This window comes from Anaerolineales bacterium (assembly GCA_015075625.1).
In the GTDB taxonomy this organism is placed as follows: domain Bacteria; phylum Chloroflexota; class Anaerolineae; order Aggregatilineales; family UBA2796; genus UBA2796.
Genome location: JABTTZ010000003.1, coordinates 1 through 16446, shown reverse-complemented (window position 1 = coordinate 16446; position 16446 = coordinate 1). Strand labels below are relative to the sequence as shown.

Here is a 16446-nt window from a genome sequence, read left to right as displayed (position 1 = left end):
GCGCGTGGCAAGCATGACCAAGAGTTGCTATAGTTTTTTGTGATGAACGCATCTAACCCAAAACGTCAGCTTCCCATCGACCTTGCCTATTTGCGCCTTGCCTGCGAGACGTCACCCGATCATGGGCAGCATTACCTTGATGGCGAAACGGGCGAGATCATCTTGATCACCAGCGATGTGCGGCGCCAGTTTGATTACTTTGCCGAGACCCTGACCACCCCTGAAGCGCACACACCGGAAGGCATGGATGCTGCCATGTCTGCCCAAAACATTCCCTACCTGCTGCAAAATGCCTTCCGCGATGTGGCACGCATGACCAATCCCGACGCCGATGGGCGTTATATCCTGATTCCCGGCACAAACCCCGTCGGTGATATTCAAGATATGTCCGCCTTCCTCGATCACGTCAGTGATACAGAAATCCAAGAAAATCTAGAGGCGTGTTTCGCGGGTGGTGGTACATTAAGCCGTTATAAGGCGATTCTGAGCCGAGACCGAATGCTGTTGAAGGCATGGTTGGCGTTCCGCGATGAGCGGATCACTGCCCGCGCCGTAAAATGGCTGGCGGGACACGGCATTATCCCCACCTAAGCGCCGAATCAAGGGACATTTCATGACCGACCTACCCGCCCAAGGCGAAAACGCCCTTCCCCCGATTGATCCAGAACGCCCGCCGGAGGGACACCTTCCCTCGATGCTGCTGCGGCTGTTAAGCACATCCGGGGCGCGGGCGATTCTCTCAGGAAAATCGGCTGATTTAGGGTTGGCAGATAACCTCCCCTTTCCCTTTATGGCGCTGGTCGGACAGGTCGAAATGCGCATCGCCCTGCTGCTGACGGTGATCAATCCGGCGGTGAGCGGCGTCTTACTGATCGGACCGCGAGGAACAGGTAAGACGACTGCCGTCCGCGCCCTGACGACACTTCTCCCCGATGTTGAAGTGAGCGCCTGCGAAGAAGGGCAAGGCTGCCTCCCCGACGATTACGCACGGGAGGGAGCAGCGGGCATTTGCGCAAGCTGCTTAAAGAAAATTCGGGCGCAAGAGTCGATCACCCGCTGGGGGGCTGTGCAGATGTTGGAACTGCCCCTGAATGCCCGTATTGACGATGTGGTTGGGGGGGTGAATGAACGCATCGCCGTCCAACAGCAAAAGGTGCGCTTGGAGCGAGGAATTCTCGCCCGCGCCGACCAAAACCTTCTCTACGTGGACGAGGTAAATCTGCTTGAAGACCCCATCGTAGACGCCATTTTGGATGCGGCAGCGGCGGGATCATACACCGTGCGGCGGGGCGCGATTGCCGGAACATACCGTTCGCGATTCGTCCTGATCGGCTCGATGAACCCCGAAGAAGGGGCGCTGCGCCCACAGTTGATGGATCGCTTTGGGCTGCGCGTTGTCGTGCGGGGGTTGATGAACCGCGAGGAACGCCTGGAGATCTACCAGCGTGTTCGCGCCTACCGGACGAATCCGCGCACGTTCATCAAGGATTGGGCGGCGGCGACGGTGAACGCCCGTGAGGAAATTGGCGTGGCACGTGACCTGCTCAAAGAGGTGGAACTGACCACCGACGCCCTTGATTTGGGTTTGGAACTCGTCCGTCGCCTTGATATTGACAGCCACCGCGCCGAGTATGTCATGTTGGAGGCAGCCCGCGCCTATGCTGCGGCGGATGGGCGGACGGAGGCGACGATTGCCGATGTTCGTGCCGTAGCGCCGCTTGCCCTGCGGCTGCGCCGCAGCCAATATATGGTGGAATTTTCCGAGCAGCAGCGGGCAGAAGATGCCCTGATCCGAACGCAGATCGACACCATCTTACAGGGAGATACGGCATAACCATGACCCTTTGGCTGCGCTATGAAGAGACAAGAGAAGATCATACGGTCACGGGTGACCTGCGCGTGTGCAAAGCGTTTCACAGCCCAGAATTAGGGAACACGCGGGATATTCTTGTCTGGCTGCCGCCCTCGTATGGGGCAGGGACAAAGCGCTACCCAGTGATCTATATGCACGATGGGCAGAATCTCTTTGATGCGCGGACGAGCTATGTTGGCGAGTGGGGGGTTGATGAAACCCTGACGGCACTTTCTGCTGAAGGGCTTGAGACGATTGTCGTCGGTATTCCCCATATGAATGATCTGCGCATTGTCGAATTGAACCCCTACCAATCACCTCGCCCTGGCGTTCCTGATGGGCGCGGCGATGATTACCTGCGCTTCATCATCAACACTCTAAAACCCCTCATTGACGCCGATTTCCGAACGCTTCCCGAAAAAGAGACGACGGGCATTGCTGGCTCATCGATGGGCGGGCTAATCAGCCTGTACGGATTCCTGATGCACCAAGAAGTGTTTGGCTTGTGTGGGGCGTTCAGCACAGCCTATTGGTTTGGGCGCGGAAGGCTTTACGAGGCAATCGAGGCGAAGGCACACGGCGGCGGGAAGATTTATCTTGATGTAGGGACAAAAGAGGGGCATGTTTTTGCCCCCTCGCCCTTGAATCTCATCACCGGTGGGAAGAACGGAAACAGGCGCTACTTTCAGGGCGTGCAGCGCCTTGCCAAAGTTCTGCGAACATACGGCTACCGCGATGGGGAAAATCTGCTGTATGTAGAGGACGAAGGCGGGCTGCACAATGAATCAGCCTGGGCGCGGCGCTTGCCCGATGCCTTTCGATTCTTGATTCCGCGCTTGGGATGATGGTTTTTAGGGATGTGTCCCGGCTTTAACTAGGGGTGTGTTGATATGCTACCCGCCATTCCGCCCGCACCCTCGTAGGGACGCCTCCTGAGGCGTCCCCACCCTACCCCTATCTACAAGGCAGCGCCATCAACCCCTCGATGACGACAACATGGGCGGACTAAGGTTTAGCCGTCCCTCTTTCATGATATATTATCGGATATGGATACTCTCCCCCTTTTCCCTACACCTTATACCATCAGCAACCACGATGACAGTACGGCAGCGATCATCCTTTATGAAGGGGATGTGAACGGTTTTCTGCCGACCATACCCGATCAAAGCGTCAACCTGATTATCACTTCTCCGCCCTACAATCTGGGTAAGGTCTATGAAAAGCGCACCGCCATTGAGTCCTATCTGGCGACCCAAGCCGAGACAATCCGCGAATTGGTGCGCATCTTGCATCCAAATGGGAGCTTATGTTGGCAAGTAGGGAATTACGTAGACGATGGAGAGGTGTTCCCCCTTGATATGTTCTATTACCCTCTCTTCAAAGGGGCAGGGTTGGCGCTCCGCAACCGAATTGTGTGGCATTTTGGGCATGGTTTACATGCCTCCAAGCGCTTTTCAGGGCGCTACGAAACACTCTTATGGTTTACGAAATCAGATCACTACATTTTTAATCTTGATCCTGTGCGTGTTCCCTCCAAATATCCAGGGAAACGCCATTATAAGGGACCCAACCTCGGCAAGCCTTCTGGCAATCCCAAAGGAAAAAACCCCTCAGATGTGTGGGAGATTATGGCGGATGAATGGGCATTGGGGATGTGGGATATTCCCAATGTGAAATCCAACCACTCTGAAAAAACGCCTCACCCTTGCCAATTTCCGGTTGAACTTGCCGAACGATGCGTCTTAGCGTTGACAAATGAGGGAGATCGCGTGTTTGATCCTTATGCTGGAGTAGGATCATCTTTAATTGCCGCGCTCAAACATAATCGTCGGGCAATCGGGGCAGAAAAAGAACCCGCCTATGTAGGATTAGCAAAAGAGCGGATCGCTGCGTTTTACAGTGGTGAGCTACGCCTTCGCGCTATTGGAACGCCAATTCATGAACCGACAGGGCGCGAAAAGGTTGCCCAAGTGCCAAAAGAGTGGGGTGAGGAGGGATGAGAATCGGCGGTTTGTTTTCATTTAAGGGTGGGCGTGAGGTGATCGAAACGCGGTTTTCGGCTGAATTTGATGAGATAAAAATGATCATTAGGGCAATTCGTAGCGCCGAATACCGTACCAAAATCAGCCTCGAAAAAACGATGACAGGGCGCTTGCTGTACAATCCACGTGACCTAAATGCTGCCTATAAAGCCCAGTTTGCAGCGCAGAGTGATTTTGCAGCGGAAATGTCTAGTGGTGTCTCTTATTTTGAACAATTTGTTTGGGATTTGAAACATCGCGGCGAGGCAGATATCGATGTTCCTGTGCTGATCATCGGTGTTACAGGAGACGCTGAATGATCTCTCTCTAAATTTCCCCTCACCCCCCACTAGGCACATTGCACTAAACCATCCCAAATTTTATGTGCATCGTGCCGAATACGCCTCGTTTACGCTTGTGATATTCTTCATTTATTGTTCAGCCACACCTGCCCTATGTGAGATTAACCCACTATGGGGCTTTGGCGTCCGCTGACACCTAATGTTTTTTTTCCCTTGTTTCACCAAGATATACCCTGAATTCGTACATCCACCATCCACACGATGGGAGTAAACGCCATGCCGATTATGCCACCACCGGAAGAAAACCACCGTCCATACCTTATGGAACGTGACGCCTGCGCCCTGATTGCTAATGTCCGCAAGACGGCACAACCGACACACGGCAATGTCAAACGCACCCTCGCCGCACTCTCGCGGATGGGACACCGCACGGGAGAGGTCGCCGGGGAAGGCGACGGCTGTGGCGTTCTGACCGATATTCCGCGCATCATCTGGCGGCGGATGCTCATTGAGGAGGGGCATTCCGGCGATTTGTCCAACGACCCAAATTTCTTCGTGCTACACCTCTTTTTGTCACCGGAGAACACCGCAGAGACCGTCGCCAAGATTGAAGAATTGGCGAAACTGCATATCTTGCAGATCACCTACAGCGAAGCGGGGCAAACCCGCCCCGAAATGTTGGGTCCGCTCGCCCGCGCCCAAGAACCTGTCTTTTGGCAGATGGCGGGCTTTGCACCCGGGCGGGATACCCGTGATGCGAATGCCCGTCTCTTTGATTTCCAGATGCACATCGAGCGCGAGTTGGTGATCCATGTGGTAAGTTGTAGCACGCACAGCGTTGTTTACAAGGTGCGTGGGCATGTGGACACGCTCTACAAGTATTATCCCGACCTGCGCGACCCCGAATTTCAATCGGCAATCACTATTGGGCATTCCCGTTATAGCACGAACACCGAAACCGCCTTTGAGCGCGTGCAGCCTTTCTCGCTGCTCGGTCACAATGGCGAGATCAATACAATTGCCCGTCTGCGCCAAGAGGCGCGGATGCTTGGGACACAGTTGGATCGCAACGGATCGGACTCCCAAGACCTTAACCGCCTGCTCGAAGTGCTGATCCACACCTATGGCTTTACCCTGTTAGAGGCAATGGAGATCGCCTTTCCGCCCGTCCCGCACGAGGCGCTCGCCCTCCCCACCGAGACACAGGCGCTCTACCGCCGCTACCGGATGGGGTGGGGTCCCTTTGCCCAAGGACCCGCTGGCATCGTCTCCCGCTTTGGCGATGAATGCTTGTTCAGCGTAGACGCCATGGGCTTGCGCCCGCTGTGGTTTGGCGAGACGGAAAAGGATTACTTCTTTAGCTCTGAACAAGGCGTGGTGCCGTTGGAACAGAACGTCCGCGATCCGCGCCCGCTTGCCCCCGGTGAAAAGGTCGCCCTCTCCATCCATCGCGGATCGACAGTGCGTATTTTCAACGATGTAGAGGTGCGCGGGGAAGTCCTCCGCCGCGCTCGGGCGTTGAAGCCCGTCAAGACGCCGCCCACGCTGACAAACGCTCCGGCATGGATACCGCCCGATGCCCCCGGCAGCGCCGAGGCATGGCGGGCAGCCGTCGGTTGGTATCGGACAGATCGGGATATTGCGGTGGAGATGGCGGATAAAGCCGCCGATCCGATTGGCTCGCTAGGCTATGATGGACCGCTTGCCGCGCTCTCCAACGATGGACCGCGTAACCTGAGCGAATATTTCAAGGAAGCCGTCGCTGTCGTCACCAACCCGGCGATTGACCGCGAGCGGGAGACGGAACACTTCAGCACCGAGGCAATTTTGGGGGCGCGTCCGTCTTTAAACAGCGCCGAGGGTGAGGACGAACCCGCGCCCATCCCACTGGCGTTGCCCGTTTTGGCGGGTGGGCAAATTGCCGGTGATCCCCTCCTTGACACGGGCGATTATGCCAAAGCCGCCGGATGCGCCGGAACATGGCTTTACGAAGATGTCCTCGCCGCCTTTGGCGAACGTGCCGTGATCCTGAGCGCTGCCCGCGCCCCCGAAGAAACGATCTACAGCGCATTGGAGCGCCTTTCCGGTGAGGCGCTGGCAGCCCTAGAAGCTGGCGCTCAGTTGATCGCCCTTGACGATGGGGGGATGTTCCTGAACGGGTGCGGCTGGCTTGACCCACACCTTGCCCTCGCCGTCGTGGATCGGGCGCTGCGCTTGAAGGTCGATGCCAACGGACGGAATTGCCGCCGGAAAGCGGGAATCATCCTGCGCAGCGCCGCGATCCGCAACCTGCACGATGTGATCCTCGCCGTCAGTCTTGGCGCAGATGCCGTAAATCCTTACATGCTGATCGAAACCGCCGTCATGCGCAGCGGGACGCCGGAAGACCGCGCCAACCGCGTCGTGAGTCTCTTTACCGCACTAGAAAAGGGCTTGCAGAAGATCACTTCCACAATGGGCGTTCACGAACTACGCGGCTACGGGAAAACCTTTGCCTCGATGGGCTTATCGACGCCCGTTGCCAAGCTCATGGGCTGTGTGAATTATGCGGGGACGGCGGAACGCGGCGTGACATGGGCAATGCTCCAACGGGAATCGGAGAACCGGACGCAGATTTTGGAGAGCAAGGGCGCACGGCTGCCCAAAGAGACGCGTATCTACCCGCACATTTACAAAATGGCGGGGCAGGTCGCCAGCGGGGAGGTCGATTACACGGGGATCATGGAGCGCCTGAACGAGATCGAACGGACGACACCCGTCGCCCTTCGGCACACGCTCGATTTCGCCTTTGATCCCGACAGCCGCGTCGATGCCGATGAGGTTGAACTGGGGGTGGGACACCACAGCTTGCCCTTCATTATCTCCTCGATGTCGTTCGGCTCGCAAGGGGAGATCGCCTTCCGCGCTTATGCCGAAGCCGCTTTCCAACTGGACATGTACAGCCTGAATGGGGAGGGAGGCGAGATCAAAGACATGCTCGGCAAGTACCCCCACCATCGCGGGCAGCAGATCGCCTCCGGGCGATTTGGGGTAAACGCCGAACTGATCAATTCGTCGTACCTCTTGGAGATCAAGGTTGGGCAGGGGGCAAAGCCCGGCGAGGGCGGGCATTTGCCGGGGAAGAAAGTCAGCGCAAAGGTGGCGGCGGCACGGAATGCCAACATCGGGGTCGATTTGATCTCCCCCTCGAACAACCACGACATTTACTCAATTGAAGATCTCGCCCAGTTCATTGAGGAACTGAAAACGAGCAACCCCCGTGTAAAAGTTGCCGTAAAAATCCCCGTCGTGCCGGGGATCGGGGTGATTGCCGTTGGCGTGGCGAAGGCGAACGCCGATATTATCAATATCACGGGCTACGATGGCGGCACCGGTGCGGCACGCCAACACAGCCTAAAGTACGTCGGCTTGCCCGCCGAGATCGGCGTCGTGGAGGCACACGCCGCCCTGCTGAAGGCAGGTCTGCGGGACAAGGTGGAAATTTGGTGCGATGGCGGGATGAAATCGGGGACGGATGTCGTCAAGATGATCCTCCTCGGCGCAAACCGCGTCGGGTTTGGGACGATGGCGATGGTCGCCATTGGCTGTACGATCTGCCGCAAGTGCCAGACGGACACCTGTCATGTGGGGATTACCACCCAGATTGAGACGAAAGAGCAGGCGATTGCGCACGGCTTGAAGGCGTTTGAGCCGCAGGTGTACGAGGACGCCGTTGGGCAGCTTCGCCACCTTTTCGAGGCGGTGGGGGCAGAGGCGCGGGAGATCACCGCACGGTTGGGCTTTGCTCGCTTGCAAGACCTTGTCGGGCGTGCCGATCTGCTGCTGCAAGCGCGAATGACCGATCAACTGGACATGACCCCCTTGCTGGCGGTTGCCGCTAGCGTGGAGCGTCCGCACTTTAGCCGGACGATTGGGCGCGCCTTGCGCCGCCCGCGCAACCACCTGACGGAGATCATCTCCGATATGGTCAGCGAGGCAATTGAGTCCGGCGAGGACGTGATCACCTACGAAGACGCCGAGGCAAGCAGCATTGATCGGGCGTTGGGGACGCACCTTGTGGGGGCGTTAGTGCGGCGTTTTGGCTTTGCCAACGGGCTGACGCTTGGCGCACGCGATGGGGTGAGCTTCCGCCGCGATCAAAAACGCCCGGAGTCAATCACCCTCAACTTCAACAGTTCCGCCGTGCCGGGGAACGGGTTGGCGGCGTTTCATGGCGGCGATGTCACCATCGTTGTCGAAGGGGCAACCCAAGACGGGTTGGGGAAATGCGCCTTTGGTGGGAAAGTTGCCATCTTGAAGGGCATGAATCACAAGGGCGTGCGCGTCGGCGGGAGCGTTGGCAAGAGTTTCGCTTACGGGGCGCAGCGTGGGCAGTTCATCATTCAGGGAAACGCCGACAGCCGCGCCGGAGTGCGCCTTTCGGGGGCTGATCTGATCATCGGTGGGGAGATCGCGGAAAAAATCCGTGACGATCAGGGCTTCATCGCCACCCGCGCCAACCTGAAAGGGTACGCCTTTGAGTACATGACCTCCGGGCGGGCACTCGTCTTGGGCGACCCCGGTCCATGGATTTGCAGCGGGATGACAGGCGGCGTGGTCTATCTCCGGCTGCGTCCAGAGTTCGGCTTTGATATGGCGGCGATCAAGCGGCGGCTGGCGAAGGGCGCCAATGTGAAAATCCTCCCCACAGACCGGGGCGACGAGCAAAACCTGATGGATTTGCTATGCGCCTACCGCGAAGCGCTGGCTAACGCCAACCAACCGGAGGCGGCAGCGCGGATTGACGAAATGTTAGCGCGGTGGGAGAAAGAATTTGTGAAGATCGTCCCCGCCAGTTTGCAGGTCGATCAATCGGTGGCGACAGAGTAGGGGGGCGGTTTTCGTAGGGGCGACTCAAAATACGGACACGGCACGCTGTGTCCCTACATCCTGTCTTTTCCCCCTTTCCCCTCTGTGGGCTGAGGGGGCAGGGGATTACGCATCCGCCCCGTTCGGACGCCCCATGATCAGGCGCGGAGAGAAGGGCGGCGCACCCCAACCACCAACCGAAAACCGACGTAGCTGTGTCGATTGAGCGGGCGATTGCTGACCCGATAGGCGGTATGCGCCCGGTCTTGATCGTCGCACCAAGACCCGCCGCGCAGGGCTTTTCGGTCACTCGAACCGACATCTAGATTGCCCGTTTGATACTCGTTCAGACACCACTCCCAGACGTTTCCGCTCATGTCCAAGGCGCCATAAGGCGACGCGCCATGGGGGAAAATACCCACTGCCGAGGTCTGCCGAATCCCCGTCTCATAGACATTCCCTTTTGCTTTATCAAAGATATTGCCATAAAGATAGATACGCCCATCCGTCCCCCGCGCCGCTTTTTCCCATTCCTGTTCGGTGGGCAAGCGTAGAAGGTAGTCCTCACTGTTCACCCCTTCCCCTAATGGCGCGGGGAGGACGGATGGACGGGCATTCAGCCAACAGCAAAATGCCATCGCCTCATACCAATTCACCGTCTCGGCGGGGTGGTTGGCGATCTTCCATTGTTGAAGGGCATTTTTGCCACGCAGTTTCAACCCATCGGGGTGCAGGTCTTGCCACCAGCGGTCTTCCATGTAGCCATCGGCAGCATCCAAGAAGAATGTGAACTGTCCCCATGTCACAGGGTACTTGGCAATCCAATAGTCGTAGGATATCGTCTCTATTCGGTTCGGGTTGTCGGGATCTTCGCCACTTCCCCTGGTGAATTCGCCCGCCGGAACACGACACCAATAGTCCGCCCCCCACTCGAAATCACACACGCCGGGACGGTTGTCCAAACCCGCTGTACTGAGCGCACGCCCCAATGCCGTCCGCGCACGGGGATCGCGTTCGCGCTTGGGATCGATCAGGCGCGGCAGCCATGCGCTGTGGAGAGCATTCAGCGTCGCTGGTGGGACGGCTGCCCCGCTTTTCACGATACAATCTGCGGCAAGTTCGGGATTGGCGTCCTTCAACCACTCTAAAACGGGTGTGCAGTCGTCGCTGTACAAGCCCGCCAAGAGGATCGTCGCCTCCTCCCAATGCGTGCGCACCATGCTCCCATCAGGAGCGCTTTGTTTCCAAATATCCGCCGCCCGCAGCCGTCCCGCCGCAATCTCACCCATCATATAGACAGCGAGGAAATAGTCTTGAAGGTGTTGATTGGTGAATCGGACGTCCTCCCCCGTCTCCAAGATCGCTGCCTTGCCTGCCAGGGAGAGGTGTTGTTCGCTGAGAATCGCCGGGACGACCTCCGCACGGGGGATGACCGTGAGGGCGCTTGCCACCTCGCCGGGTTTTACGGTGCGGCGGCGCTGCATCGCATAGGCAAGGCGGGGTAAGCTGCGCAGGAGGTCGTCTCCGTTCGCGGGTAGGGTGTCCCCCATCAGAGGCAGCAGCATCGCAGCAACACGTGTCAGAACATCATCAGGCAAGGTCATAACGCCGTCCTCGGTGGTACGCAGACATGAGGGTAATGGAGAGTGTACATTGGAATGGGGAAAGGGGGGCAAGGGGCGACGTGCCACCGAATATCCCCATGCGGACAGGGCGTGCCGTGTGTCTTTACATGGTTCTGTGGGAGGCGGGGGGATTGCGCGTCTAGCATGCTTAGCGAAAGTAGATTATCTCACAAGTTGGCGCTGGATGTCGATGAAGAGTATGAAAATCACGACAGCGTTGTAGGGTTTTAACTATCGAATTCTCTAAGAGGGTGTACGGAAAGTCATAAATTTGCCAAACGCTTCAGCATAAGACAGCACATAGCGATATAAATCCATGCTTTGCTGGAAGTGGGCAGAGTTTCATGATCCTTGCTCAAACGACGATAGCGACCAAGCCAAGCGAAGGTGCACTCCACAACCCAACGCCGGGGTAGCAAAGTGAACCTTGAGGTAGCTTTGGGGCGCTTGATCACCTGCAACACCCAGTTGCAGAGTGCCAGCAGCCAACCATCTAAACCCGCATAGCCACGGTCTGCCCGTTCAGATAACGAACGCATATATTCGTGTCAAGCAAGTATCTCATTCGACTTCATCACGCGCTGGCGGCGGCAAATGTGTATTATCAATCTCATCCAACGGGTCATCAGCTAGTGAGCTGTAGGTTGCATTGATGAAGTCAACCTAAGACCTCTGTTTTTCGGTTGAACGCATTTCCTCTGTTATCTGCTCAATCAGCGCACATACCCGCCTCTGAGTAGGTTTGTCTAGCTGGTGAAATTTCTCGATAATCTCGCGTTCAAGCACATTCATCATGCTTTATCCTCACTCACTATTTGCTTCCATTATATACTGGCATTTTTAGCTACTCACTAAGCAGTTGCTCGGAAATATCGAGTAGGTAATGTTGCGCCGCATCACGATAGTTATTGATGATTTGAAGATTGAGTGCCTGATCCTCCGTCAAAAATTGAACACCGTTTTCTGTGAGAGCCTTTCTGATGCGGTGAGCGAAGCCAATCGTGTTTTTAGCCCGCTTTTCTCGGATTCTTGACCCACGCTCAACAAGCGATGCTTTCAACAGCATCTCAAAAGAGTGGTCAAGGAAAATCAAAACCGCCTCAACACGTCCCATATCAGAGGCTTTGTTGAAGTGATCGACGCTGAGCAATAGGGGGTTGATGGCTTTATCAAGTAGTAACTCACCTTACGCAAGCAATGTAATTTTCCCTGAGAGTACCTGCATAAAAGGGTAAGGGAGGGGCAGCGCCCCTCCCAAAGCGAATAGCCCCTCTCCCGCTACGCGGGAGAGGGGCTAGAGGGTGAGGGTCTGTGCGTAAGGTGAGGTAGTAATTTGGCTTCGTGTTTCATATTTTAAGTCTTCGATTTTTCGATACGTTCTAAAATCTTTTTTCTGAGCAAGTCTATTAGCTCGATTCTACGGTTATACTCAATATTGAGATAATCAAAAACCATCTTATCAATCCGTCTATGTTCAGGTGTTTCAATTTCGGAAACCGTATCTAAAGCCTCACGCTTTCGTAACTCATCACAAATTGATCTAATGTCGGATAATTGCCCAAAGTTCAGATAGATGGGAAATGATTTTAAGTCTACGGCTTCTGCCTTCAACATACCGCCACCAAGATTTTTTCGCCCAACGACTTCCCTAATTAGCCATGCTACCGAAGAATTCAAGAATAACCACAAATTTAGCATCGCTTCTTCTGATGGGGTCTCCCACGCATCGTAGATATCAACATAGCTTGCGCTAAATGCAGATATTGTGTTTATGGCACAAAAGTGCCTGCCAATTCCACGAGGAAGAACCAAGATCGGTTCAATTTTTCTAGTTGCATTGCGGTCAAACGGTTTGAAATTAGCTGCTCTTAACTGCTTAAATTCCTCTTTTGACAGTTGCCGTTGGTCTACCAAAAAGAGTAATCGGTCTGTGTAACCTCAAAAGGTGATCCTTCCGATGAGGTTATAAATGGAATTAATGATTCCGATGATATATTTAACTGTTTTACATCACTTTCTTGGATAAAGTAATCTTTTGTAAGATTTAATCCTTGGCCGATGGATAATTTTGAATACTTCACATCCTCAATAGCTGTTCCTCGTTTTTTCAGTATTGCTAATAGCTCAAGAAATTCAATTGGCGAGGTTAGCAGCGTTCCCTATCTGCCTCCTCCCTTTCATAGACTATGCTACTGCATTTAGCAGCGTGTCCAATCTCAGGGGGTCAGTACAATTGTTGCATCACATCGTCTCACGGGTCGTGATTGACTGTGAGGGAATCATCAATCTGGAACTGCGTGCGCCGTTCTCATATCTTCAGGATATTCGCAATTGGATACGAGACAGCGGCGACGCAGAAGAAAGACAGGGTTATAGCAAAACAAAAACCAGCAGCAAGACTGCTGCTGGTTTCGTCAGAACGGAAGGTTCGCTTACCGTCCTAAGCTGCGGGAAGGACAGGATTCGAACCTGCGACACCCTTACGGGTGTAACTGCTTAGCAGGCAGCCCCAATCGTCCACTCTGGCACCTTCCCATATACAATTGTTAACTGCCGCGGTTAGGCGGAGCGAGAGGGATTCGAACCCCCGGTGAGCTTGCGCCCACAGTAGTTTTCAAGACTACCGCCTTAAACCACTCGGCCATCGCTCCAACGAGCGTGAATCTATGATAGCAAAGCGGCCCGGCATGTCAATGCTTATTTTGGAATAAGCACCGCTTCTTCCCCGATAGGCAGCCCTTCCATCGCCATAATTTTCAAGGCATTTGTGGTTGGGCAGGGGCCATCGCGCAGCAAATAATCAAATACCATCTGCCCATCCATGATCTGTTCACGAAAATGTTTATTGACCACGTCCGGGATATCATCTGCCAGCTTGACCAGCTCAAGATCATGGGTTGAGATCGCACCTACCCCTCGATGCCCTGTCAGGGCTTTAATATACGCACGACTTCCAATAAGCCGTTCCCGATTGTTAGTTCCCCGGAAAATCTCGTCAATCAGAAAAAACAGAGGATAGGGATGATCTGCGCGAAGCGCTTCCAGCAGGGATTTCAGGCGCTTGACCTCGGCATAAAAATACGAAATCCCATCCGTAACCGAATCGCTGACCCGAATGCAGGTAAACAGACGGAACAGCGAAACGCGGAAATGTGCAGCGTTCACCACCCCGCCAGCGTAGGCTAGACACAGATTCAAGCCAAGCGTCCGTAAAAATGAACTCTTGCCCGCCATGTTTGACCCGGTAATGATCACGGTTTCCCCTGACCTGGAAAACGAGAAATCGTTGCAGATTTTCTCCGTGTATGAAATCAGCGGGTGCCCAAGTTGTTCCCCTTTAAAGGTCACCTCAGTAGTATCTACGACGGAAGGAAAGGTATATTCCGGATTGAGGTAGGCAAAATTCGCCAGCGAACACAATGCTTCCAGTTCAAAAAATGCGTCCATCCAGCACGCAAATGAGGTCCTGAGCGCAGCACGGATTTTTTGCAGCGCATACGCAGCATACAAATCCCAGGGCAAAATCACGTTCAGCGCCAGCCAGAAAATCGGGTTGCCTTGAATGCTGGCCGCTGCTAAGACACGATTCAAACGCTCTAAAAGCGTAGAGGGCCGCGTTTCCTGATCCCGAAACGGCTGGCACAAGCTCTTTAAATAGGGTGTATGCGGAAAATCATAGGCTTCTACATGCCGGAATATAGCGTTCAACTGGCGGATCAAATCGTGCAGCGATTTCGCTGTCCCAAACATGTTGCTGCGCCAGCCAGAACCATACACGGCGGCATACACCGCAAAAGCCGCGAGCCACACCCCTGGCGGTAGTATTTCCGTACTGTAAAGGATAAACAGGATTACATGCAGCACAGCCAGACCGGTGGTCAGCCTCAGAAAATGCATGGAGATGGGCTTCTCGACATCCTGGGTCATCCAGTTGATGAGCGGCTGCCCATGCCAGCGTTTTTCCCCCACCTGCCTTGCCGCCAAAATCAGCTTTTCGCGGAACAGTTTCATCGGGATCAATTCTCGAAGCAGGTTTTGCCGGCGCTGAATCTGGGCGTAATCTGGTTCCACGGTCAGAAGCCAATTCATTAATCTCAAACTGCCTTCATAGGAGACCGAAGTGTCGATCAATTGATGCAGCGAATTTTTGCCAAAAACATCTAAATCCAGAGCGAATGGATGGCTACTGCCTGGGTTTTCCACCGCCAGCATCGGGATTTTCTCCCAATCTAGCTGAATTCGCGCCACATGCGTTTGTTTTAGCTGCTGCAAAAGCTGGTAGCGCGTCAGGGTATTGGTGAGTCGATTGTGAAGACGCACCACAACGGCAAAAATCACCAGCCAGGTCACAACGACCATCCAGCCAATGAGCAAATCCATCAGACCAATGGCAACACTGGCAGCGAAACCCATCAGAAAAACAAGCAAGCGCAGCGTCGAAAGTCGATTGCTGCGCTGCTGGAGACGGTCAATATGCCGTCCCAACCGTTGAATCTGACGATCAAGGGCGGCTTTTCGGTTGTTCTTTTCGTTCATTGCGGTGGTATCAGGTTAATCGAAACAACATAGGGCTCAACGAACAGATCACCCTGCAAATACAGACGTATATCATAAGGGCCGGGCGGCAGAGATTCAGCATAGAAGGTTTCTAACAGACCCGGTTCCAGCACTTCGTTGTGATGCACATTTTCAATGGTTGTCCAATCAGGGAAAGGCCCACCGCGCACTTCAATTTTGTAGTAGTCGAAGAAATAGCCATCCGGGTAGTTAACGACCCCGTAAATCTGGATATTCCCACTTACCGTTTGTCCGGGTGTAGGAGATACAATTTGTGCGGTCACACCGGGCGCAACCGGCGCAAACCCGGCCAGGGTATCTCCTGTACAGGGAAATGGCGGCAAAATCGGAATCCCTGCGTTGGCTGCATATTGATAGGCGTTGCGGCGATCCTGCTCCAACGGTGGCGGCTCAATGAAAATCTGACGCTGTTCATCAATCACCACATCCAGAACTTCGACGGGGACCATACAGTAAGTCGGTGTGATCCCGAACCCAGGATTTTGCGCTGCCAGAAGATTAGCCTGATTTCCATCAAGGCGGCGCACATCAACTTCATAGGTATCCGGCGAAACTTCGATCAGGCGCGGCCCGTATTCGGGTGGCACAGATGGGGTGCTGTCCATCTGAAGGGGGACAAGATTGCCCTGACTGTCAGGAATGAGCGGCGGGCTGTCCAGCAGCCATTCACTCCGCCCTCCACATGATCCCGCAGGAGCAGGATCTCTGAGCCCCCGAATATCACAGATACGATGCTGCGATACCCCCGGCGGCGGGTTTAACACGCTCGGCGGCATCTCGAATCGCTGGTATATTTTGTTGACAATGTCATTCCAGATGGGCGCCGCACCGGATAGGCCCGAAATATTGTTCATCGGTGTATTATCACTGTTGCCGGACCAGACCCCAATCGCCACATCATGCGTAAATCCAATCGTCCAGTTATCGCGGAAATCATTGGTTGTCCCCGTTTTAACAGAGGTCAGGAGTGACCCGGTATTAAGCGGGCTGTTTGCGCCCATTGCCGGGGTGCGGGCGTTGTTATCCGCCAGAATATCGCTAATGATAAACGCAATACGCGGATCCAAAGCCGGGGTGCCGCTCACATAGGCGTTATAGGTCTGATCTGTTGGGAAACCCTGCGGGCAGCGATTTTCATACTGGTACAGGATGTTGTCATTTTTATCGATCACACACAGAATACTGGTTGGCCGTACATAGATCCCCTGGCGTGCAAAGGT

At 54.7% G+C, this 16446-nt stretch carries 11 protein-coding genes, 2 tRNA genes and 1 pseudogene; 6 read left to right on the top strand and 8 right to left on the bottom strand.

All coding sequences use genetic code 11. The features are described 5' to 3' along the window. The first annotated feature begins 39 nt into the window (after positions 1-39). The 6 genes from HS103_14235 (at position 40) to HS103_14210 (ending at position 9044) form a co-directional block, all read left to right on the top strand. Positions 40-591, top strand: coding sequence for a hypothetical protein (locus HS103_14235; protein MBE7513957.1), 552 nt, complete (start codon positions 40-42; stop codon positions 589-591). Between the two features lie 172 nt (positions 592-763). Next, positions 764-1834, top strand: a complete 1071-nt coding sequence (locus HS103_14230) for a magnesium chelatase (GenBank protein ID MBE7513956.1) — start codon at positions 764-766, stop codon at positions 1832-1834. Positions 1835-1836: 2 nt separating this feature from the next. Further along, complete coding sequence (locus HS103_14225) at positions 1837-2697, top strand: alpha/beta hydrolase (protein ID MBE7513955.1); 861 nt, start codon at positions 1837-1839, stop codon at positions 2695-2697. 201 nt (positions 2698-2898) lie between these two features. Beyond that, positions 2899-3852 (top strand): site-specific DNA-methyltransferase, encoded by a 954-nt coding sequence (locus HS103_14220; GenBank protein MBE7513954.1) that lies wholly within the window; start codon positions 2899-2901, stop codon positions 3850-3852. Beyond that, the gene (locus HS103_14215) at positions 3849-4193 is read left to right on the top strand and encodes a hypothetical protein (protein ID MBE7513953.1); all 345 of its coding nucleotides are present in this window, start codon (positions 3849-3851) and stop codon (positions 4191-4193) included. Before HS103_14220 ends, HS103_14215 begins: the two co-directional genes overlap by 4 nt. A 267-nt stretch (positions 4194-4460) precedes the next feature. Beyond that, a complete protein-coding gene (locus tag HS103_14210) occupies positions 4461-9044 on the top strand; it encodes an alpha-hydroxy-acid oxidizing protein (GenBank protein MBE7513952.1) in 4584 nt (1527 codons plus the stop codon). Between the two features lie 137 nt (positions 9045-9181). Here the strand turns inward: HS103_14210 and HS103_14205 are convergent, their stop codons facing one another. The 8 genes and pseudogenes from HS103_14205 to HS103_14170 form a co-directional block, all read right to left on the bottom strand. Continuing rightward, entirely contained in the window at positions 9182-10627 is a 1446-nt protein-coding gene (locus HS103_14205) for an SUMF1/EgtB/PvdO family nonheme iron enzyme (GenBank protein MBE7513951.1), read from the bottom strand. 284 nt (positions 10628-10911) lie between these two features. Then, positions 10912-11073: pseudogene (locus tag HS103_14200) on the bottom strand (transposase). 419 nt (positions 11074-11492) lie between these two features. Then, positions 11493-11762: a hypothetical protein gene (locus HS103_14195; protein ID MBE7513950.1), complete on the bottom strand. Its 270-nt coding sequence runs from the start codon at positions 11760-11762 to the stop codon at positions 11493-11495. 239 nt (positions 11763-12001) lie between these two features. Next, positions 12002-12562: a hypothetical protein gene (locus HS103_14190; protein MBE7513949.1), complete on the bottom strand. Its 561-nt coding sequence runs from the start codon at positions 12560-12562 to the stop codon at positions 12002-12004. 534 nt (positions 12563-13096) lie between these two features. Next, positions 13097-13183: transfer RNA gene (locus HS103_14185), tRNA-Ser, on the bottom strand. Between the two features lie 29 nt (positions 13184-13212). Continuing rightward, a tRNA-Ser gene (locus HS103_14180) sits at positions 13213-13299 on the bottom strand. Between the two features lie 46 nt (positions 13300-13345). Then, positions 13346-15184, bottom strand: a complete 1839-nt coding sequence (locus tag HS103_14175) for a hypothetical protein (GenBank protein ID MBE7513948.1) — start codon at positions 15182-15184, stop codon at positions 13346-13348. Continuing rightward, positions 15181-16398, bottom strand: coding sequence for a hypothetical protein (locus HS103_14170; GenBank protein MBE7513947.1), 1218 nt, complete (start codon positions 16396-16398; stop codon positions 15181-15183). The genes HS103_14175 and HS103_14170 overlap by 4 nt, the downstream gene beginning before the upstream one ends. Between the last annotated feature and the right edge of the window lie 48 nt (positions 16399-16446).

Excerpts from the sequence above, each read along its gene's own strand:
- HS103_14225 (MBE7513955.1), top strand. The coding sequence starts at position 1,837 with ATGACCCTTTGGCTGCGCTATGAAGAGACAAGAGAAGATCATACGGTC.
- HS103_14220 (MBE7513954.1), top strand. The coding sequence starts at position 2,899 with ATGGATACTCTCCCCCTTTTCCCTACACCTTATACCATCAGCAACCAC.
- HS103_14215 (MBE7513953.1), top strand. The coding sequence starts at position 3,849 with ATGAGAATCGGCGGTTTGTTTTCATTTAAGGGTGGGCGTGAGGTGATC.
- HS103_14210 (MBE7513952.1), top strand. The coding sequence starts at position 4,461 with ATGCCACCACCGGAAGAAAACCACCGTCCATACCTTATGGAACGTGAC.
- HS103_14205 (MBE7513951.1), bottom strand. The coding sequence starts at position 10,627 with ATGACCTTGCCTGATGATGTTCTGACACGTGTTGCTGCGATGCTGCTG.
- HS103_14195 (MBE7513950.1), bottom strand. The coding sequence starts at position 11,762 with ATGGGACGTGTTGAGGCGGTTTTGATTTTCCTTGACCACTCTTTTGAG.
- HS103_14175 (MBE7513948.1), bottom strand. The coding sequence starts at position 15,184 with ATGAACGAAAAGAACAACCGAAAAGCCGCCCTTGATCGTCAGATTCAA.